21 protein-coding genes are annotated in these 20,848 nt (G+C 64.2%); 2 read left to right on the forward strand and 19 right to left on the reverse strand.

The window, feature by feature from the left end; translation table 11 throughout:
* Positions 1-6: 6 nt before the first annotated feature.
* From RhoBH5_RS01355 to RhoBH5_RS01380, 6 genes are all read right to left on the reverse strand, one after another.
* Positions 7-1,314: a dihydroorotase gene (locus RhoBH5_RS01355; RefSeq protein ID WP_003944990.1), complete on the reverse strand. Its 1,308-nt coding sequence runs from the start codon at positions 1,312-1,314 to the stop codon at positions 7-9.
* Positions 1,315-1,340: 26 nt separating this feature from the next.
* Positions 1,341-2,285 carry an aspartate carbamoyltransferase catalytic subunit gene (locus tag RhoBH5_RS01360; protein WP_270007875.1) on the reverse strand — a complete coding sequence of 315 codons (945 nt, stop codon included), beginning with the start codon at positions 2,283-2,285 and terminating at the stop codon, positions 1,341-1,343.
* Complete coding sequence (gene pyrR / locus RhoBH5_RS01365; RefSeq protein WP_003944977.1) at positions 2,282-2,923, reverse strand: bifunctional pyr operon transcriptional regulator/uracil phosphoribosyltransferase PyrR; 642 nt, start codon at positions 2,921-2,923, stop codon at positions 2,282-2,284. The genes RhoBH5_RS01360 and pyrR overlap by 4 nt, the downstream gene beginning before the upstream one ends.
* Positions 2,924-3,096: 173 nt before the next feature.
* A complete protein-coding gene (gene nusB / locus RhoBH5_RS01370; RefSeq protein ID WP_007728014.1) occupies positions 3,097-3,594 on the reverse strand; it encodes a transcription antitermination factor NusB in 498 nt (165 codons plus the stop codon).
* The gene (gene efp, locus RhoBH5_RS01375; protein WP_003944958.1) at positions 3,595-4,158 is read right to left on the reverse strand and encodes an elongation factor P; all 564 of its coding nucleotides are present in this window, start codon (positions 4,156-4,158) and stop codon (positions 3,595-3,597) included. It abuts the gene before it with no gap.
* A gap of 34 nt (positions 4,159-4,192) precedes the next feature.
* Entirely contained in the window at positions 4,193-5,287 is a 1,095-nt protein-coding gene (locus RhoBH5_RS01380) for a M24 family metallopeptidase (RefSeq protein WP_003944812.1), read from the reverse strand.
* Between the two features lie 111 nt (positions 5,288-5,398).
* Here RhoBH5_RS01380 and RhoBH5_RS01385 point away from each other — a divergent pair, with 111 nt between their 5' ends.
* Positions 5,399-6,007 (forward strand): B-4DMT family transporter, encoded by a 609-nt coding sequence (locus RhoBH5_RS01385; RefSeq protein WP_019748369.1) that lies wholly within the window; start codon positions 5,399-5,401, stop codon positions 6,005-6,007.
* An 87-nt stretch (positions 6,008-6,094) separates the two neighbouring features.
* Here the strand turns inward: RhoBH5_RS01385 and aroQ are convergent, their stop codons facing one another.
* From aroQ to RhoBH5_RS01440, 11 genes are all read right to left on the reverse strand, one after another.
* Positions 6,095-6,523, reverse strand: coding sequence for a type II 3-dehydroquinate dehydratase (gene aroQ, locus RhoBH5_RS01390; RefSeq protein WP_003944916.1), 429 nt, complete (start codon positions 6,521-6,523; stop codon positions 6,095-6,097).
* On the reverse strand, positions 6,520-7,629 hold the full coding sequence (gene aroB / locus RhoBH5_RS01395) for a 3-dehydroquinate synthase (protein ID WP_003944873.1): 1,110 nt from the start codon (positions 7,627-7,629) through the stop codon (positions 6,520-6,522). Before aroB ends, aroQ begins: the two co-directional genes overlap by 4 nt.
* A gap of 25 nt (positions 7,630-7,654) precedes the next feature.
* Positions 7,655-8,164: a shikimate kinase gene (locus RhoBH5_RS01400; RefSeq protein ID WP_030536425.1), complete on the reverse strand. Its 510-nt coding sequence runs from the start codon at positions 8,162-8,164 to the stop codon at positions 7,655-7,657.
* A 13-nt stretch (positions 8,165-8,177) separates the two neighbouring features.
* The gene (gene aroC / locus RhoBH5_RS01405) at positions 8,178-9,365 is read right to left on the reverse strand and encodes a chorismate synthase (RefSeq protein WP_063316721.1); all 1,188 of its coding nucleotides are present in this window, start codon (positions 9,363-9,365) and stop codon (positions 8,178-8,180) included.
* Positions 9,366-9,476: 111 nt separating this feature from the next.
* Positions 9,477-10,175, reverse strand: a complete 699-nt coding sequence (locus RhoBH5_RS01410) for a S1 family peptidase (RefSeq protein WP_270007876.1) — start codon at positions 10,173-10,175, stop codon at positions 9,477-9,479.
* Positions 10,176-10,400: 225 nt separating this feature from the next.
* The gene (locus RhoBH5_RS01415) at positions 10,401-10,922 is read right to left on the reverse strand and encodes a prepilin peptidase (protein WP_270007877.1); all 522 of its coding nucleotides are present in this window, start codon (positions 10,920-10,922) and stop codon (positions 10,401-10,403) included.
* Between the two features lie 182 nt (positions 10,923-11,104).
* Positions 11,105-11,944: a shikimate dehydrogenase gene (locus RhoBH5_RS01420; RefSeq protein WP_081557839.1), complete on the reverse strand. Its 840-nt coding sequence runs from the start codon at positions 11,942-11,944 to the stop codon at positions 11,105-11,107.
* Positions 11,934-13,244 carry an endolytic transglycosylase MltG gene (mltG, locus tag RhoBH5_RS01425; protein WP_042445689.1) on the reverse strand — a complete coding sequence of 437 codons (1,311 nt, stop codon included), beginning with the start codon at positions 13,242-13,244 and terminating at the stop codon, positions 11,934-11,936. The genes RhoBH5_RS01420 and mltG overlap by 11 nt, the downstream gene beginning before the upstream one ends.
* Positions 13,241-13,774 carry a Holliday junction resolvase RuvX gene (ruvX, locus tag RhoBH5_RS01430; protein WP_003944838.1) on the reverse strand — a complete coding sequence of 178 codons (534 nt, stop codon included), beginning with the start codon at positions 13,772-13,774 and terminating at the stop codon, positions 13,241-13,243. Before ruvX ends, mltG begins: the two co-directional genes overlap by 4 nt.
* 2 nt (positions 13,775-13,776) lie before the next feature.
* Positions 13,777-16,449: an alanine--tRNA ligase gene (gene alaS / locus RhoBH5_RS01435; protein ID WP_270007878.1), complete on the reverse strand. Its 2,673-nt coding sequence runs from the start codon at positions 16,447-16,449 to the stop codon at positions 13,777-13,779.
* Between the two features lie 77 nt (positions 16,450-16,526).
* Positions 16,527-17,966 (reverse strand): replication-associated recombination protein A, encoded by a 1,440-nt coding sequence (locus RhoBH5_RS01440; RefSeq protein WP_370852743.1) that lies wholly within the window; start codon positions 17,964-17,966, stop codon positions 16,527-16,529.
* 96 nt (positions 17,967-18,062) lie between these two features.
* Here RhoBH5_RS01440 and RhoBH5_RS01445 point away from each other — a divergent pair, with 96 nt between their 5' ends.
* Positions 18,063-18,443: a nuclear transport factor 2 family protein gene (locus tag RhoBH5_RS01445; RefSeq protein ID WP_064444578.1), complete on the forward strand. Its 381-nt coding sequence runs from the start codon at positions 18,063-18,065 to the stop codon at positions 18,441-18,443.
* 63 nt (positions 18,444-18,506) lie between these two features.
* On the opposite strand, the gene RhoBH5_RS01450 is transcribed toward RhoBH5_RS01445, so the two are convergent.
* Positions 18,507-19,688, reverse strand: a complete 1,182-nt coding sequence (locus RhoBH5_RS01450) for a kinase (protein WP_030536429.1) — start codon at positions 19,686-19,688, stop codon at positions 18,507-18,509.
* 191 nt (positions 19,689-19,879) lie between these two features.
* The gene (locus tag RhoBH5_RS01455) at positions 19,880-20,845 is read right to left on the reverse strand and encodes a DUF389 domain-containing protein (protein WP_042448764.1); all 966 of its coding nucleotides are present in this window, start codon (positions 20,843-20,845) and stop codon (positions 19,880-19,882) included.
* Positions 20,846-20,848 lie beyond the last annotated feature (3 nt).

A 20,848-nucleotide genomic window follows, 5' to 3' on the forward strand; every position in this document is an offset into this window, starting at 1 on the left:
GACGCGCTACTCCTCGCTACTCCGCAGCCGCACATTCCCGTCGTGTGCGGTGATGCGGCCACGTAACAGTGTGGTCGTGACCCGAGCGGGCAATGTCATCGACTCGTACGGAGTGTTATGCGCGACACTCGCCAGGTCGGGACCGTGGACCGTCCACTCGGCCGATGGATCGACCAATGTCAGGTTCGCGGGCTCCCCCACCTCGATGGGACGGCCCTGATCGTCGAGGCCGACGATTGCCGCGGGGCGCTCGCTCATGACCCGGGCAACACCGCGCCAGTCCAACAAGCCGGGCTGGACCATCGTCTGCACGATGATCGAGAGTGCGGTTTCGAGGCCGAGCATTCCAGGGCGAGCGGCTGCGAACTCGCAGCACTTGTCCTGCTCGGCGTGCGGAGCATGGTCGGTCGCGACGCAGTCGATGATTCCCTCGGCCAGACCCTTGCGCAGCGCGGCAACATCACTGGCCTCACGCAAGGGCGGGTTGACCTTGTTGATCGCGTCGTACGTCTCGAGCCGTGAATCGTCGAGGAGCAGGTGATGCGGGGTGACCTCGGCGGTGATCGAAATCCCTTGGCTGCGAGCCCACTTCACGAGTTCGACGGTTCCGGCGGTGGAGGCGTGGCAGATGTGAACGCGGGCGCCGGCGTCACGCGCGAGCAGTGCGTCGCGGGCCACGATCGATTCTTCGGCTGCTCGCGGCCATCCGGCCAGGCCGAGACGCGCGGCCGTGGGGCCCTCGTGGGCGACCGCACCGACGGTCAAACGCGGCTCTTCCGCGTGCTGGGCGATCAGGACGCCCAGTGAGCTGGAGTATTCGAGCGCGCGACGCATGATCAGTGGGTCGTAGACGCAGTGGCCGTCGTCGGAGAACATCTTGACCTTGCCGACGCCTGCGGCCATGGTCGCCATCTCGGCGAGTTGCTTGCCTTCCAGGCCCGCTGTGACTGCGCCGACGGGGTGGACGTCGACGAGGCCGACTTCCTGCCCGCGTCGCCAGACGTGATCGGTGATGACCACCGAATCGGCGACGGGACTCGTGTTGGCCATCGCGAAGACCGCGGTGTATCCACCCAGAGCCGCTGCCGAGCTTCCGGTTTCGATGGTCTCGGTGTCTTCGCGGCCGGGCTCACGCAGATGTGTGTGCAGGTCCACGAAGCCGGGAAGCAGGATCTGCCCGCCGGCATCGATCACCTCGGATGCCGTGGCCGGATCGAGGTCCACGCCGATCTCGAGGATCGTGCCGTCGCCGACGAGTACGTCGGTGGGCTCACCTTCTCCGTAGATCAGGACTCCGCGGAGCAGGACACTCACGGGTGATTCTCCGTTCTCGTTTCTGGTCACAGCGCACCGTCCTCCGACCCGACCAGCAGTCGGAACAAGACAGCCATGCGCATGTGTACGCCGTTGGTAACCTGTTGCAGTACAGCAGTTTTGGAGGAATCGGCAACGGCGGATGCAATCTCCATGCCGCGCAGCATCGGGCCGGGGTGCAGGACCACCGCGTGATCGGCCAGCATCGCCAGCCGCTTCTCGGACAGGCCGTAGTTGATCGAGTACTCGCGCTGCGACGGGAAGAAGCCACCGTTCATGCGTTCGGCCTGAACCCGCAGCATCAGCACCGCGTCGAGTCCGGGCAGTTCCGCGTCGAGCGAATGCGAGACCGTGACCGGCCACGTGTGCGCACCGACCGGCAGCAGTGTCGGCGGCGCAACAAGAACAACCTCGGCACCGAGCATCGAGAGCAGCAGTGCGTTGGAGCGGGCGACACGGCTGTGCAGGATGTCGCCGACGATGGCGATCCGCTTGCCCTCGATGTCGCCGAGAAGCTGGCGAAGGGTCAAAGCGTCGAGAAGCGCTTGAGTGGGGTGCTCGTGCGTGCCGTCACCTGCGTTGATGACTGCCGGGCCACCGTCGTCGGCCGCTCCGGTCCACTTTGCGATCTGGTGGGCGGCGCCCGAAGCCGGGTGGCGCACGATGAGTGCGTCGGCACCGGCCGCGCGCAGGGTCATCGCGGTATCGCGCAGGGATTCACCTTTGGACACCGAGGAACTGGATGCGCTGACATTGATGACGTCGGCACTCATCCATTTGCCTGCCACCTCGAAAGACACCCGGGTGCGCGTCGAGTTCTCGAAGAACACCGTCATGACCGTGCGTCCGCGCAGCGTCGGGAGCTTGCGTACCTCTCGTCCCAGAAGTGCCTGCTCGAACCGTTCTGCCTCGTCGAGAAGTTCTACCGCGGACTCACGATCGAGGTCCGCGATGGAAAGTAGGTGCTTCACGCGCTCTTACCCCCGGAGATGACTACCGCTTCCCTGCCGTCGTGCTCCTGGAGGAGAACCTTGACGTCCTCGGACCTCGCGGTCGGGACGTTCTTGCCGACGTAGTCGGCGCGCAGCGGGAGTTCGCGGTGACCACGATCCACGAGCACTGCGAGTTGGACCGCGCGGGGGCGGCCCAGATCGCGCAACGCGTCGAGTGCCGAGCGCACGGTGCGACCGGAGAAGAGGACGTCGTCCACGAGAACGACCAGCGCATTGTCGACGCCACCCTCGGGGACGGACGTGCGCTCGAGCGGGCGGTGCGGCTTGTTCCGGAGATCGTCGCGGTAGAGGGTGATGTCGAGAGATCCGATGGGAAGTCGCACACCGGAGAATTCTTCGATCTTGGCGCGCAGTCGCGTGGCGAGGGTGGTTCCACGCGTCGGGATACCGATCAGGACCACACGAGGGGCAGTTCCCTCGGGTCCGTCGAGTGCGGTCTTCTCGATGATCTCGTGAGCGATCCGCGCGATGGTCCGGCCCACATCCTGGGCGGACAACAATTCGCGGGTTTCGCTACCTGCCTCGGCACCGACCGGCGCCTTCGAGTTACCTGGACCTGCAAGATCGGATGGGCGAGACCCTTCGGGCACGCTCATGCAGCGACCTCCTTCTCCGCCTCACTGGACGGATCGTTAAAGGATGTCTGACGGTCCCCACCCTATCAGCCGACAGACCTGATCCCGCCGTGCGAGCAGCGACTCCGACCGGTTGTGTGCAGACACACAACGCGCACGGTGACACTCGCACGGCGGTGGTGGAACAAAACTTGCTACTCGGTACCCGAATCCGATTCCTGCGCGCGCTGGGAGGTCGCGGCCGCAGCCGATCGAACCTGCGGCGCAACGAGAACGACCTGGCCGAGGATTCCGTTGACGAATCCCGGAGAGTCGTCCGTCGAGAGCTGCTTCGCGAGTTCGACGGCCTCGTCCACGGCGACAACCGGCGGAACGTCCGTCGCGTGGAAGAGCTCCCACACGGCGATACGCAGAATCGCACGGTCGACGGCGGGCAGACGCTCGAGCGTCCAGTCCTGCAGATGCGAGGAGATGACCTGATCGATCCGGTCCAGATTCTCCGCAACGCCGGACACCAACGTGACGGTGTAGGCCGCGACGGGTGCTACCGCGTCGTCCTTGACGGACAGATCGGAACGCTCCGACGCCAGTGCGACCGGATCGAGGTCACGTGCCTCGGCTTCGAAGAGGAAGTCGACGGCACGCTTGCGCGCCTTGTGGCGTGCACCGAGTTTCTTATGTGTGCCGGACACTCAGGAATTCACACGCCCGAGGTAGTTGCCGTCACGAGAATCGACCTTGAGCTTGTCACCGGTGTTGATGAAGAGCGGGACGTTGATCTCGGCACCGGTCTCGAGGGTCGCAGGCTTGGTGCCGCCGGTGGAGCGGTCGCCCTGCAGGCCCGGATCGGTGTGCTTGACGACGAGCTCGACGGTGACCGGAAGCTCGACGAAGAGGGGAACGTCTTCGTGGGTCGCGACCTGGACTGCCATGTTCTCGAGCAGGAAACGCGACTGGTCGCCGACGGTGGATTCGCTGATCGACACCTGGTCGTAGGTGTCGCCGTCCATGAAGATGTAGTCGCTGCCGTCGTGGTACAGGTACGTCATGTCACGACGGTCGACCGTGGCGGTCTCGACCTTCACACCGGCGTTGAACGTCTTGTCCACTACCTTGCCCGAGAGCACGTTCTTGAGCTTGGTGCGCACGAAGGCAGGGCCCTTGCCGGGCTTGACGTGCTGGAACTCGATGATCGTCCACAGCTGGCCTTCGATCTGCAGAACCAGACCATTCTTGAAATCACTGGTGGAAGCCACTTGCTTCGCGTCTCCTAGGGGTCGGGAAACCGTCTCAGACGACGGTAAGGTCTTTTGCGGTCAGTGTGAGCAGCTCTGGCCCCTGCTCACGAACAACGAGCGTGTCCTCGATCCGTACACCTCCGCGCCCGGAGAAGTACACGCCCGGCTCGACGGTCACCGCCGCGCCGGAAAGAAGTGTACCGGTGCCGAGCTTGCCGATCCCCGGTGCTTCGTGGATTTCGAGCCCCACACCGTGGCCGAGGCCGTGCAGGAACAACTCGCCGTAGCCTGCATCGTCGATCACCGCACGGGCGACGGCGTCGACTGCCGCACATTCGACACCCGGCGCGAGCGCGTCGCAACCGGCAGCTTGCGAACGCGCGACGAGCTCGTAGATCTCCCGTTGCCAATCGGAAACGGACTCGAGCACGTAGGTCCGTGTCATGTCCGAGTGGTACCCACCGACCTGGGCGCCGAAGTCGAGTTTGACGAAGTCACCCGACGCCAGGATCGCATCGGTCGGTCGGTGATGCGGAATCGCCGAGTTGGCGCCGGCCGCCACGATCGTCTCGAAGGAAATACCGTCCGCCCCGTTGTCGAGCATCAGATTTTCCAGCTCGCGGCCGACCTCTCGTTCCGTTCGGCCAGGTCGCAGACCACCGCGAGCGATCAACTGCGCCAACGCGACATCGGCTGCGGTGCACGCGGCTCGCAACAACTCCACCTCGTACTCGTCCTTGACCATGCGCAATTGTTCGACGAGTCCGCTCACCGGTTCGAACCGGATCTTCGGCGCTGCTTCGGTCCAAGCCCGATGTTCGGCGAACGTCGCCACATGTGACTCGAACGCGAGAACGGGCGCCGTGGACTTCTCGATCAAGTGCGCAGCACTCGAACGGGCGATTTCGGCCCGAAGGTCCGGCACCTGCTCTGACACCTGCGTCACGTAGCGGCCGTCGGTGCAGATCACCGTCTCACGCTCGTCGGACGCTGAATCCGATGCACTGACGACGAGCGCCGCATTGGAACCGGTGAAACCGGTGAGGTATCTGATGTTGAGGAGATCTGTGACGAGAATCGCGTCGAGTTCGCGCTCCGAGAGGAGGCGTCTGAGGGATTCACGGCGTGTTCTGAAGTCGACCGGCATCCCTCGAACCTACCGCCCGCGCAGACCTGCCGATCAACTCGAAACTCGCGGTTACAGCAATAAGTGTGGGTTAGGCCACAAGGTGTAATGGGTTCTAGTTAGGCTGTACCCATGAATGCGTGGTTGGTACGTGGCCTCGGCATGGCCCTGATACATGTTGTGTTTCGTGCGTTGCTCGGTGCAGCGATCGCACAGTGGCCACTTCAGGGGTCCACCCTGCGCTGGCTGTCCCTGTTGATCGTCATCGTCTTCGCCGCGATCTGGGGTGGTATCGACGGCATTCGTGACCGCCGGAACTTCCCCGAACCCGAGGACGGCGCCGATCTGACCATGCTGTGGCTCAAGGCCGCATTGGTCGGCGGGTTCGTCGCCGGCGCTGCCAGCTGGGCACTCAGCCTCGTCCCCTCCCTCGAACTGACCCAGCAGGGCTTGTTCTTCGAGGTGACCTCCGGTGCGGCGTTCACGATCCTTCTCATCTTCGTCCCCGCCATGATCGCCATCACTGTCGGACGCTTCTTCGTCAGCCGTGAACAGCGCAAGAACGGAACAGCTCCGCAGACCCCGTCCCATGAGCGTCACCACGAACCGGTGCCCGTCAGCGAGGGCTATGACTCCCCCACCGAGCAGCACGCATACAGCGGAGCCGCCATGTCCGTCGAGGAATCCGACGCCGATACCGCGGTCTTCCCGGCGATCGATCTGGGCAAGCGCGAGCAGTAACGCCCGCCGTCCACACAACCGAATGCGGCCCCGAGGATATTTTCCTCGGGGCCGCATTCGTGTGGCTGTTTTTTCGACTTCCCTCGTTCAGCCTCGCTCGGCGAGGAACCTGATCGCAAGCGGATACGCGGCGACGCCGAGTCCGACGATCACTCCGGTCGCAATCGGACTCAGGTAGGAGTGGTGCCGAAACTCTTCTCGCGCATGAACGTTCGAGATGTGTACCTCGACGAGACCTGCGGTCAGTTCGGCGCATGCATCTCGCAGGACCACCGACGTGTGCGTCAAGCCACCGGCATTGAGGATCACCGGTTCCCCCGCGTCCGCCGCGTCGTGGATCCAACCGAGCAGATCGCCTTCGTGATCGCTCTGACGGACGATCACCTCGACGCCGAGCTCCTTGCCTGCCGCGACGCACAATTCGATCAGATCGTCGTGTGTGGTCGCGCCGTAGACCTCGGGCTGACGCTTACCCAGACGCCCCAGATTGGGTCCGTTGACGACGTTGATCCTCACAACAGGACCGTTCCGCCGGCCGGCCGCGCATCGCGGGCAATCGCGGAGTACGCCGCAACCAGCAGACTCGGATCCGGCCCCTCGAGGCGACCCGGCTTGGCCAGTCCGTCGAGGACCACGAAACGCAGCAGCCCGGCACGGTTCTTCTTGTCGGTCTGCATTCCCTTCATCAGATCGCCGAACGCATCACCGTCGTACGACGTCGGCAGCCCGACGAGATCGAGGATCGACTTGTGACGATCCGCGGTGGCGTCGTCGAGTCGGCCCGCGAGCCGTCCGAGTTCGGCAGCGAAGACCAGGCCGACGGAGACAGCGGCACCGTGGCGCCACTTGTAGCGCTCACGACGTTCGATCGCGTGGCCGAGGGTGTGGCCGTAGTTGAGGATTTCGCGCAGATCCGACTCGCGCAGATCCGCGGCCACGACCTTGGCCTTGACCTCTACGGAGCGCCGAATCAACTCGGGCAGAACAGTTCCCGACGGATCGAGAGCTGCCTTGGGATCGGCTTCGATGAGATCCAGGATCACCGGGTCGGCGATGAATCCGGTCTTGATGACCTCGGCCATGCCGGCAACGATCTCGTTGTGCGGCACAGTCTCGAGCGTCGCGAGATCGATGAACACCGCTCCCGGTTCGTGGAACGAACCGACGAGGTTCTTGCCCGCTTCGGTGTTGATACCGGTCTTGCCGCCCACTGCTGCGTCGACCATCGCGAGCAAGGTGGTGGGGACGTGAACTACCTTGACACCGCGCATCCACGTAGCCGCGACGAAGCCGGTGAGGTCGGTCGCCGCTCCCCCGCCCAAACTCATGATCGCGTCGCTGCGAGTCAGGCCGATCCGGCCGAGCACGTCCCAGCAGAAGCCCGCGACAGCAAGATCCTTGCCGTCCTCGGCATCGGGGATCTCGATACGGTGGGCGTCGATTCCCTTCTCCGCCAACGCAGCCCGTACGGCCTCCGCGGTCTCTGCCAGCGGCGGCTGATGGAAGATCGCGACAGTGCGCGCGCCGTCGAACTCGGCAACGAGATCACCGAGCAGGCCGCGGCCGATCACGACCGGGTAAGGACTTGCGGTCTTCACCTCTACACGTACGGGTTCGGTCACTGCTCCACTACTCCGCTCCGGTTGTTCATTTGTCTTGAAGTTTCGACACCAGTTGCCCGACGACACGCGCCGGACTTCGGCCGTCGGTCCGAATCCGAATCGTGGCCGAACGCCGGTACAGCGGACGACGACGCCTCATCAACTCCTGGTACTTGACCTTGGGATCTCCGCCGGCCAGCAGCGGGCGATGATTGTTCGCCCCCGTGCGGCGAAGCCCTTCGGCGACACTGATCTCGAGGTAGATGACCGTGTGCCCCTGGAGCAGTTCGCGCGTGCGATCGGAGAGGATCGCACCACCGCCGAGCGAGACGATTCCGTCGGTGGCCTGCAACGCTTCGCGAACCACCGATTCCTCGATCTCACGAAACCGAGGCTCTCCGTCATGGGTGAAGATCTCCGGGATCGTCCTACCCGTGGTCCGTTCGATCTCGGCGTCGGTATCGACCAATTCGAGTTCGAGTGCCTGCGCGAGACGTCGACCGATGGTCGATTTGCCGGCACCGGGCGGACCGATGAGTACAGCCTTCGGCTTCATCGATACGTGAGTCCTATCGAGGCGGTCGGGCTGCGATGCCCTCGGCGTAACGACGGTAGTTGGCAGTGGTTTCAGCAATGGAATCACCACCGAACTTTTCGAGTGCGGCCTGAGCCACGACGAGCGCGACCATCGACTCGGCGACGACGCCGGCGGCCGGAACCGCGCACACGTCGCTGCGCTGGTGGATGGCAACCGCTTCCTCGCCGCTCTCCATGTCGACCGTCGCCAGAGCGCGCGGAACCGTCGAGATCGGCTTCATCGCGGCGCGAACTCGAAGAGCCTCACCATTGGTCATGCCACCTTCGATTCCGCCTGCGCGGTTCGTGGAGCGCACGATGCCGTCCGGGCCCGGGCGGATTTCGTCGTGAGCTTCGCTGCCACGACGGCGCGCGGTCTCGAAGCCGTCGCCGACCTCGACACCCTTGATGGCCTGAATTCCCATGAGAGCAGCAGCAAGTCGTGAATCGAGACGCTCGGCGCCGCTGACGAAGGTGCCGAGTCCGACCGGCAGGCCGTGGATGACGACCTCCACGACGCCGCCGAGGGTGTCGCCGTCCTTCTTCGCCGATTCGATTTCGGCGATCATCGACTCTTCTGCAGCCTTGTCGAATGCGCGGACCGGGCTCGCATCGATCGCGTCGAGATCCTTGCCCGCCGGCACGGGGCCGACGTACGGCTCGGAAGCACCGATGGAAATAACGTGTGAAACGACCTCGGCACCGAATACCTGACGCAGGAAGGACCGTGCGACGGTTCCAGCGGCTACGCGGGCCGCGGTCTCGCGAGCGCTGGCGCGCTCGAGGACGGGACGCGCGTCGTTGAAGCCGTACTTGAGCATGCCGCTGTAATCGGCGTGTCCGGGACGCGGGCGCGTCAACGGGGCATTGCGAGCCTGATCGGCGAGCAGGTCCGGGTCGACCGGGTCGGCGGACATGATGGTTTCCCACTTGGGCCACTCGGTGTTGCCGATCTCGATGGCCACGGGGCCACCGAGCGTAAATCCGTGGCGGACACCGCCGATGATGGTGACCTTGTCGGCCTCGAACTTCATCCGTGCGCCACGGCCGTAACCGAGTCGACGACGGGCAAGTTCGGACGAGATGGCCTCAGAGGTCACTTCGACCCCCGCGACCATGCCCTCGAGCATCGCGACGAGGGCGGGACCATGGGATTCTCCGGCAGTTATCCAACGCAGCACGCCGACCATCTTTCCACGTCGCAGACCTCAGTTGTCACAGTGGTCCTCCCGGTGAACACAGATGGCCCACACGCACGAGGCGTGTGGGCCATCTCAGAGGTACCTGTGGGTCTAGAACAGGCGGAATCCTCCACCGTTTGCGTTGATGTCAGCCAAACCGATGTTGATGTCCGCCGAGTTGTCGGGAGCGTGGAACGGCGGCGGAAGCGGCTCGAAGCAGTACGGCGGGTAGCCGTTGCTGATCAAGCCCACCAGGCGGTCACCGACGACGAGCGGTCCACCGGAATCACCGGGAATCGAGCACGTGTGCTCGACGATCTCACCGTAGACGGAGTCGTAGCCCCAGGTGATACCGCACGTGTTGCCGGTCGAACGGCCTTCCTTGCACACGATCGTGCCCGGTGCCGGCGGGGCGCCGATTCCGTTGATCGTCGTGCCGCCGACGGTACGCAGCGGAGCTACCTTGGCGTCGTCGAGATCGATCACGGCGATGTCCGAGACCGGGCTCGAGTAAGAGAACCGACCGATGGGTCCGGCCTCGGGCAGGTACTCGGCGAACACCCGGTCCCCGACAACTCCGCAGTGTCCGGCGGTGAGTGCCACGAGAGAACCGGCGTTGTCGTAGCCGACCGCGGTCAACATGCATGCTGCAACTCGGTCAGGATCGGAGTGATCCACGTCCGGCAGCAGGATTCCTGAGCCCCCGCCCAGTGCCACCGATGAAGGTGCAGGCGCGGCGCCGGCGACGCCCGCTCCTGCAGCCACAGCCGCCAAACAGGCTGCCGCAGCGACGAAAAGCCTTGTGCGCATAGGTTCCCCCGATAATCGAGTGCGAAACGAGATTCGTTTTGTCCCATTTCCGAAACCTCAGTGAACGTCAGGATGTGGACATTCGGCAAGTCCGACTCGCCGCATATTGGGACCGCGCGCTGGCAATACCCGCATTTATGAAACCGACGGTTACGTCTTTCCTGCAGTTCACCGTCCGTCGTTGAACGGTCAATAACGCCAGACTTCTCGCGGATGTTGCACTCGTCACGTCAGCCAGGCAAACGCAATCGAACAGCAGGCTGCCAGGCACATCGAGGGTCCGTGCGCAATGGGCGAATTGTGGGCTACCGGCCCTCGTCTACGCAGTTCCAGCGCGGTGCCCAGCGTTGCGGTGAGCACCGACGCAGACACCAACGACCACAGCCAGGCGTCCGCTCCCACCAATCCGGTCACGGCGCCCAGAGGAAGCGAGAGCTTCACATCGCCGACACCCATGGAACCAGGCGACATCACGTGCGCCAGGAGGTGGATTCCGGCGAGCAGTGCCGACCCCACCACCGCCACCCACACCGTTCCCGACACCGTCGCGTAGACCATCACGACGGCGTAGCCCGGCAGCGTGAAACTGTTGGGCAGCCGACGCACAGCCAGGTCGACAGTCGAGATCGCGACGCACCACCACACCACGGCGAGACCGGAAAGTAACTGCACCACCGAGGTATTCAGCGCACCGACGACAACCCAGCCTGTTGCGACGGCGCACTGCGGCACACAACAGAAAGTCACGACTGGTCGATAACCGTGTCGCCGCAACCAATTGTCGACGATCGCCCGAGCACCGAAACCAGCGATTACCCCAGCGCCTGCCAAGACCACCAACGTCCACATGGTTTCGAGCTTGGCGTCTGGCGTTCACCAGCGGCAGACTACGAATTGTCTTGTGGACTACCTCGACACTGTGAACAGAGCTAGGCGATAGCGGCTGCCATCGCCTCTCGCGGAGCGGGCTTGCCCGTGAACTGCTCTACCTGCCCGAAGGCCTGATTGAGCAACATCTCGAGGCCACCGATCACCGTGCCACCGGCCGCCTCGACAACCGAAGCAAGTGGCGTCGGCCAGGGGTTGTAGATCGCGTCGAGGACAAATCGCGCCTTCCCCAATTGCTGGGCAAAGGGCGCTGCCGCTTCCGCGGGAACGGTACTGACCAAGACCGAGGATTCGGCACAGATCCCGCCTAGCTGTGCGTCGTCGAAGGCGACCAGATCTATGTCCAACCCGACCGCACCACCGCATTCGATGGCACCGGATGCGCGCCCCGGATCACGCGCGACCACGGTGACTGTCCGAACTCCCATGTCGGCCAACGCGACCAATGCCGGCCGCGCGGTGCCGCCCGCGCCGACAACTACCGCCGAAGTGCCGCTGAGATCGCCGACACCGCCGGCGATCAACGCACCGCTGACTCCGTCGACGTCCGTGCAGTCGGCACGCCAACCGCCGTCGATGCGAACCAGGGTGTTGGCCGAGCCGATGGTCACCGCTCGCGGTGTGCGTTCGGTGGCATATTCGAGTGCTGCGATCTTGCCCGGCATCGTCACCGAGAGGCCGATCCATTCGGGGCCGAGTGAGTCGACGAGGGCAGGCAACTGCTCGCCGGTGCATTCGATCCGCTCGTAGGTCCAATCGCTCAGCCCCAAAGCCGCGTACGCCGCAAGATGCAGCAACGGGGACTTCGAGTGAGCGATCGGGCTTCCGAGAACTGCCGCCTTACGGGGCGTCGCGAGCGAAGTCGCGGTACTACCGTCCACTGTCGAGAATCCCACTTTGCTGTGCCAGTTCGATGTTGGCCAAATGCTCCTCGTAGCTCTTGGTGAAGAGCGTCTGGCCTTCCTTGTTGATCGTGACGAAGTACAACCAGTCACCGGCCGCCGGCGATTCCACGGCCTTCAGCGCGTCGATGCTCGGCGAAGCGATGGGCGTTGCAGGCAGACCCGGCATTGCGTACGTGTTCCACGGCGTGACGCGCTCACGGTCGGCATCCGTGGTTGCGACCTCGGTGGTGTCGAGTGAGTAGTTGACCGTGGAGTCGAACTGCAGAGGCTGATCGACTGCGAGTCGGTTGACGATCACCCGCGCGACCTTGGCCATGTCAGCGGGCAACGCCTCACGCTCGACCAGCGACGCTGCCACCAACAACTGGTACGGAGACATTCCGACCCCGCTGCCGGCTGTCAGAATTCCCGTGGCCTCGTACTTGGCGGCGCTACCCTCGACCAACGACCGCAGGATCTCGGTCGGCGTCGCAGTGGGATCGAAATCCCAACTGCTGGCGGCGATCAGGCCTTCGAGCTGACGGTCCTTGTCCGGCACGCTCTTGACCGACGACATCGCCCATTCGGGCACGCCGAGCGAAGCCAGATCGGAAGATGCTCCCGCAGTGTTCAATTCGTCTGTCGAGACACATTTCTGAGCGGAAACCGGGCCGACACAACTCGCCTCGGAAATGAGGTTGTAGATGCCCTTCTTGAGTGAGCCCGTCTGCGCGTCCGAACTGTCGTGCAGCTGACGCCCTTCGGCGATGACAACACTGCCGACTCGGGAGTCCGGGGCAACCAAGGTGTCGAGTGCGCTCGCGGCGCTACTCTGCACCGGCACCTGGTAGAAGCCGGGTTGCACCTTCTGGATCTCAGACGGATTGGCGATCGCCGCGTTGTAGAAAGCAGCGGAACTCGCGACGACGTTCTTCGCCTCGAGCGTCGCACCGATCTCCGATGCGGTTTCTCCACTGTTGATCTGGATGACCACGGGTGCGCCGCCGGGGCCGGCAAAATCCTCCGCGGTCTTGTTGCGATCCATGTACCAGAGAGCGCCGTATGCACCGACACCGAGGACTGCGATCACCAACACCAGCAGGGCGAGAACGCCGACCTTCTTGCCACGCTTGGCGCGCTTGTTGCGCGCTTCGCGTTGCTTGCGTGCCTCGGCTCGCGACATGTGCGGCGGATCGATGTTCTGCGGCAGTGCACGCATGACCATGGTCTCGTCGTTGTCGAAGTCGAACGAACTGGTGGGCCGGCTTCCGCCGCCCTCATCCCACCGCGCGTTCACAGATCGCCCTCCAGTGCAGCGTCCTTCGACGACTCCCCTGGTTTCACAGCTCTACTCCGCTCGTCCAGCCAGCCTTGCAGGATTTCCACCGCCGCAGCCTGATCGATCATCGGTCGCTGGCCGCGTGCCTTGACTCCACTTTCGCGGAGATTGCGCGCAGCCGTGACGGTCGTCAGTCGTTCGTCGGACAGTCTCACCGGGATCGGTTCGACGGCCCGCTGCAGTCGTTTGGCGAATGCAGTCGCGATACCGGCGGCTTTACCTTGCTCACCGCGCAGCGTCTGTGGCAGTCCGACGATAACCTCAACCGCCTCGTATTCGGACACGATGGCGATAATGCGCCGGATATCCGGCGCGTCGGGCCCACGCTCCTTCGAGCGTGGAACCGTTTCCACCGGTGTCGCGAGGATGCCGTCGGGGTCGCTGGACGCGACGCCGATGCGAACACTGCCCACGTCGATGGCGATGCGCCGCCCGCGACCAGGGTCGTCGATGCCGGGGCGATCGGGACCCTGCTGCGTAGCCACCACCGTCAGCTGCCGCCCGCCAGCTCTCCGACTCTGTCCCGGATCGCATCGAGCGCCGCCGGGATTCCGGCGGAGTCCGAACCCGAACCCTGGGCCATGTCGGGCTTTCCGCCGCCGCGGCCACCGATCTTGGGACCGAACGACGCGACCAGCTCACCGGCCTTCACACCGAGACCTTGAGCTGCCTTGCTCGAGGCGACCACGAACGGAACCTTGCCGTCGACATCACCGAGCAGAGCTACGACGGCAGGTTCGGAGCCGAGGCGACCCTTGATGTCCGTGACGAGGCTGCGCAGGTCGTTTCCGCCGACTCCGGCGGGAGCAGGCTCGGCGATGACGAGGACACTGCCGATGCGCTTGGCCTTGGCGACGTACTCGCCTGCCGACGCCAGCACAGCCTTGGCCTTGGTCTGCTCGAGTTCCTTCTCAGCCACCTTGAGTCGCTCGACGAGCGCCTCGACGCGGGCGGGCACCTCTTCCGAAGGAACCTTCAGCGAGGAGGAGAGTCCGGCCAGGAGCGCGCGTTCCTTGGCGAGGTAGCGGTAGGAGTCCAAACCGACGTACGCCTCGACGCGTCGGATTCCGGAGCCGACCGACTGCTCACCGAGCAGCGTTACCTGACCGATCTGTGCGGAGCTTCCGACGTGAGTGCCACCACACAGTTCCATCGAGAACGGGCCGCCGATTTCGACGACACGAACCTCGTCGCCGTAGTTCTCACCGAAGAGTGCCATCGCACCCATCGCCTTGGCCTTGTCGAGATCCGTGACAAATGTGTTGACCGCGTAGTTCGACGCCACGGCTTCGTTGGTGAGTGCCTCGATGTCCTGCTTCTGGGAGTCGGACAGCGCGCCCTGCCAGGAGAAGTCGAAGCGGAGGTAACCCGGCTTGTTGAGCGAGCCCGCCTGAACGGCGTTGGGGCCGAGCACCTGACGCAGCGCCGCGTGCACCATGTGGGTACCGGAGTGCCCCTGGGTTGCACCCTTGCGCCACTCGGCGTCGACGTGCGCGAGCACGACGTCGCCCTCGGTGATCTCACCCTTCTGCACCGTCACCTTGTGCGTCCAGACTTTCTTGGCGATCTTCTGCACATCGTTGACCTTGGCTTCGAGGCCCGGAGCGGTGAGCGAACCGATGTCGGCGATCTGTCCACCGGACTCTGCGTAGAGAGGGCTTCGGTCGAGGATGACCTCGACGTTCTGACCGGCCTTCGCGACCGGGACACGGACGCCGTCGACGATCAGTGCGAGGACGTGAGCCTCGGAGACGAGCTCGTCGAAACCGGTGAACTCGGTGGCACCTCGGTCGAGCAGTTCCTTGTAGACCGTGAGGTCGGCATGGGCGTGCTTGCGCGCTTGAGCGTCGTCCTTGGCGCGCTTGCGCTGCTCGGCCATGAGCGTGCGGAAGCCGTCCTCGTCCACGGTGAGACCGGCCTCGGACGCCATCTCGAGCGTGAGGTCGATCGGGAAGCCGTAGGTGTCGTGCAGTGCAAACGCCTGATCGCCGGCGATGACCGACTTTCCGGACGACTTGACCGTCTCGGCAGCATTCTCGAACAGAGCAGAACCCGAAGCCAGCGTCTTGAGGAACGCGGTCTCCTCGCCGACGGCGACGTTCTCGATGCGCGTGAAGTCGGTTTCCAAAACCGGGTACGACGGCGCCATCGTGTCGCGGACGACGACCATGAACTCGCGCATGGTGGGCTGCTCGCTGCCGAGCAGTTTGGCCGAACGCACGATGCGACGCAGCAACCGGCGCAGGACGTAGCCGCGGCCGTAGTTGCCGGGGTTCACACCGTCGGCGATCAACATCGCTGCGGTGCGTGCGTGGTCGGCGATGACGCGGAAACGGACGTCTGAAGTGTGGTCGGTCCCGTAGACACTGCCGGTCAGTTCGGCGGCCTTGTCGATGACGGGGCGGAGAAGATCTGTCTCGTAGACGTTTTCGACGCCCTGCAGGAGGAACGCAACGCGCTCGACGCCCATGCCGGTGTCGATGTTCTTCTTCGGCAACGGTCCGAGGATCGGGTAGTCGCCCTTGTTGGTGCCCTCGCCGCGCTCGTTCTGCATGAACACGAGGTTCCAGATCTCGATGTAGCGATCCTCGTCGGCTTCGGGGCCACCCTCGACGCCGTATTCGGCGCCGCGGTCGTAGAAGATCTCCGAGCAGGGGCCGCACGGCCCGGGAATGCCCATGGACCAGTAGTTGTCCTTCATGCCGCGGCGCTGGATGCGCTCTTCGGGCACTCCTACCTCGTCGCGCCAGATCGAGAACGCTTCGTCGTCGTCGAGGTAGACGGTGGCCCACAGGCGCGTGGGATCGATGCCGTATCCGCCGTCCTCGACCGAACCTGTCAGCAACTGCCAGGCGTGGGAGATGGCTTCCTTCTTGAAGTAGTCACCGAAGGAGAAGTTGCCCGCCATCTGGAAGAAGGTGTTGTGGCGGGTGGTGATGCCGACCTCTTCGATGTCCAGGGTGCGGACGCACTTCTGCACGGACGTCGCCCGTGAGTAGGACGGCGTCTGCTGCCCGAGGAAGAACGGCACGAACGGAACCATGCCCGCGTTGACGAACAGAAGGTTCGGGTCGTCGAGAATCAGCGAGGCGCTGGGCACCTCGGTGTGGCCGGCCTTGACGAAGTGGTCGAGGAATCGCCTGCGGATCTCGTGGGTTTGCACTAACCGGTCCTTACCTTCAAGAGCGTCGAGCTATGGGTGTCCAGACTAACGCGTCGGCCGGTGGAACCTGGCAGGCGTCAGCCACGAACTATTCGGCGAAGTTTGCTCACCCGATCGGCGATCTCCCGCTCGTTGCCGTGCGCGGTGGGCTGGTAATAGTCGACACCCACCAGATCGTCCGGTGGATACTGTTGCCGCAGAACACCATCACGTGTGTCGTGCGGGTACTTGTATCCGACTGCGTTGCCCAATTGCTCGGCGCCCTTGTAGTGCCCGTCACGCAGGTGCGGCGGTACCAGTCCGGATTTTCCGGCGGCCACGTCGGCCATGGCCGCGCCGAGTGCGGCGATGACCGCACCCGATTTGGGAGCCGTCGCCAGATGAATGGTGGCCTGTGCCAGCGCCAGACGAGCCTCCGGCATACCGATCAGCTGCACTGCCTGCGCCGCGGCGGTGGCAGTCTGCAGCGCCATCGGATCAGCCATGCCGATGTCTTCGCTGGCGTGAACCACCAGACGCCGTGCGATGAAGCGAGGGTCTTCGCCCGCGGTCAGCATCCGTGCGAGGTAGTGCAGGGCGGCGTCGACGTCTGATCCACGAATGCTCTTGATGAATGCACTGATGACGTCGTAGTGCTGATCTCCGGCACGGTCGTACCGAACCGCGGCCTTGTCGACACTGGCCTCGACGGTCGCGAGGTCGAGCACCACCGGGCCCGAAGCGTCACCGGCCGTGTCCAGTGCAGCTCCGGCGGCAGCCTCGAGTGCCGTCAGGGCTCGGCGGGCGTCGCCGGCCGCCAGACGAACGAGGTGTTCCATCGCGTCGTCGTCGATCGTGATCGCTCCGCCGAACCCGCGTTCGTCGGCGACAGCGCGCTCGAGCAGTTCCTGGACATCCGCAGCGGTGAGCGATTGCAGTTGCAGGACCAACGAGCGCGACAACAGAGCGGAGACGACCGAGAACGACGGGTTCTCGGTGGTCGCGCCGACCAAGAGCACGATGCGGTTCTCGACCGCGGCGAGCAAGGCGTCCTGCTGGGTCTTGGAGAAGCGATGAACTTCGTCGATGAACAAGACGGTTTGTTCGCCGTTCAGCAGGCGGCGGCGCGCGAGTTCGATGACACCGCGGACTTCTTTGACTCCGGCGGACAGAGCCGACAGAGCCTCGAACCGGCGGCCGGTAGCACCCGAGATCAACGATGCGAGCGTGGTCTTGCCGGTGCCGGGAGGTCCGTACAGAAGTACCGATGCGGCGCCGGACCCCTCGACCATTCTGCGGAGTGGCGCGCCGGGCCCGAGTAAGTGCTGTTGGCCGACAACTTCACCAAGAGTGAGCGGACGCATGCGGACAGCCAGAGGAGCACCGGGCGGCACCGAGGACAGGGCGCGCTCGGCTACAGACACGACATCTGGTTCGTCGACGATCGCGGATTCCTCCGGAGTTGCCTCGAACAGGCCGTCTTCCGCCACCACGCCGTCTTTCGCCCCCACACTGTCTTCCGCTTGCCAATCGCTCACGAATCGACGCTACTAGAGACCACCGACGCCCGACACAATCCGCTGTTCCGCCAGCCCTCACCCAGTCGTGAATCCGCATTGGATAGCGTTGTCGCCATGAGCACCTCCGAGATCGCCACCGTCCTCGCGTGGCACGATGCACTCAACTCCCAAGACGTCGACACTCTGCTGCAGTTGTCGAGTGACGACATCGAGGTAGGCGGCCCCAAGGGCGCGAGCCAGGGACTCGCTGCCCTGCGCGAGTGGGCCACCAACGCCGGCATCACGCTCGTCCCCGGAAAGATGTACGTCCACCACGGCGTGGTCGTCGTCGAACAGACCGCAACGTGGGCGGCCGAACCGGACAAGTCCGCGACCCTGGCCTCTGCTTTCCGAGTCGTGGCCGACCAGGTGACGTCGACGTTCCGGCATCCCGATCTGGCGTCAGCGCTCGCGGCGACGGACCTGTCCGAGAACGATCTGGTCTCCGACAACTGAGCGGACTCGACCGAGAAAGGGCGCTCGTGCTTCGTGCACGGGCGCCCTTCTGTGTGTGATCGGTCAGCTGAACTCGGTCCGCAGCGCCGCCACGACGTCGCGGGCGTGTGCCTCGACGGCGTCGTTGCCGGCGAGCTGAGCCGAGCGTGCGAGCCTGGCCCAGCGTCCGACCAGTGCGTCGGCGCGTGGAATCGAGAGATAATGTTCGCGGACGGCGGCGATACGCGAATGATCCTCGGGCAGGTACAGATAGGTACTGAGCCAGACCCAGATGAGTTGGGCCTCGACGATCCTGCGCCCCAATTCGGCCTCGTCGGCCAGGGCGGGCCACATCCCCACTACCTCGGCCCGCCAGGCATCGACCATCGCCGACGCCCGCTCTTCGGTCAGGTCGATGTTGCACAGGCAGCCGGGAAAAGACACCAACGCGTAGGTGATGTCGAGGAGGGCGTCGCGGTAGCCACCCCACTCGTAGTCGAGGAACTGCACGCCGTCGTCGTTGACGATGATGTTGTCGGGGCACAAGTCCGACGGACTGAAGGCACGGAACCGACCGCCACTGAACAGTGTCTGCGCGTGCTGAACCTGCTCGAGAATGTCCGAACTCACATCGATCCCGAGACTTTCCACCAACATCGCGGGAACACCGGTCACTGCGCGTCCCACCTGATCCGCAACTTCATCGGAGCAATGGGCAACCTCGGCTCGACGCAGCAGTGCGGTGAAGTCGTCCTCCCGGCCGACGGTCGCGGCGTGCATGCGTCCCATTGCCTGAGCCATGGCCATCAACGTGTAAGTGACGGTGTCCGGGTCGGAGTCTTCGAGTCGGACGCTGATTGCGGTGGCGTCGCCGAGATCACTCAGGATCAGGAGGCGAGCATCGAGGTCGGACGCCAACAGTTCGGCGCCGGGGCGTGCGTCCTTGGCAAGCGCGTTGGCGAACTGATACGACACCGCTTCACGAAGGAATGCGGTCTCGACGTCGAAGTCACCTTCGGACGCGGCCGGGAGCGCAATCGCTGTTTTGGTAGCTCCCTGGAAGTTGTCGCGGACCTGCTTGATCACCAAAGTTCGGGGCAGGGAGAACGGGTTCTCGGCGACACGAACGCGCAGCACGACGGTGCGGCCACTCCCCCCGAGATCTACGGGATCCACCAGGGTTACGGGTGCCCCTGTGCGGCGTGTCAGCAACTGCTCAGCAGCTGCGACGACTTCGGAAACGGGGTCTGCCAGTAATGCGGTCATCACCGACCAACTTACCCGTTAGTGACTCCGATCATGCCCAGCTCGTCCGCTCGCAGCGGAGAATTCAAGGCCTCACAGCAACAGAAATTGCCGACTACCTGCGGCGATGACAAAAGTCCCCAATCGCCACACCGGCACACAGTTCTCTCGAGAATTTTGCTGTCGGTGAGCAGAACTCCGAACCGGCGACGTCATGGAGTTTTGTCCTCGTCGACAAATCGAGAAATGCCTTTCAACGCTGCTTCGAATTCCTCGTCGGCCCGGGTTCTGAGCCAGAGAACAAGCACGCAGGCAGTGACGATCCCAAGCAGGTTGACAGCCAGTTGCAGAGACGACAACCCGGCGATCCGCCATTCTCCGTTTGCTGCCGCAACCACCGCGAAACCGGCGGCAGGAACCGTGGTGACAGAGATGAACACCCCGACCAAGGCAGCGGACTTCGACGAGACGAGTGCCAGCATCCCAGCCGCACCGGCAAGAAGCGCGACGACAAACGAAATGGGCCCGACCTTGTATACGAAATCGACCTCGTGGAGTGACTCGAGACTGACGACGTCCATCCATCCGAAGAACTTCACCACGAACGTTGCGGCAAGCGTCACGCCCATCGCGATGGGGAATCCGACGGCAAGCGCGAGAATCGAACGTCGACGCAACCGTCGATCTCGCCGTACGAGTGCGACTGCCAAAGCAGCCAGCGGACCGAACTCCGGACCGACGACCATGGCGCCGACGATCGTGATCTGAGAGTCGGTGACGACGCCGATCGCGGCCAGCAGACACGCAATGGTCAGGAACGCGACGAACAATCCGTTGAGAGTCGACTCTTCGCGAGTGCGGGACAGCAATTCCTCCCACACGACGGAATCCGCGGGATCACCAGGCACGTCACGCTCGGCTTTGCGCGCCGACGCCGACAACACCGTCTCGACCGGTACGAGCGTCATTCCGCCGTCCTCGGCGACGCCGAGTTCGTTCAGGGCATCGACGACGTCGTTTGCCGCCTCACGGGCGACGTCGGCCTCCACCATGTCGCCGGCAGGATGAACCGCGACATCGCGCATCACGACGATGTGTGTCGCGCCCCGCTGCGACGCGAGCGCACCGAGAACTTGCTCGGTGCGCTCGGTCGGGCAGATCACCCGCAAATGCAGCATGGC

It is taken from the genome of Rhodococcus sp. BH5 (assembly GCF_027583855.1).
Taxonomy (GTDB): Bacteria; Actinomycetota; Actinomycetes; order Mycobacteriales; family Mycobacteriaceae; genus Rhodococcus_F; species Rhodococcus_F qingshengii.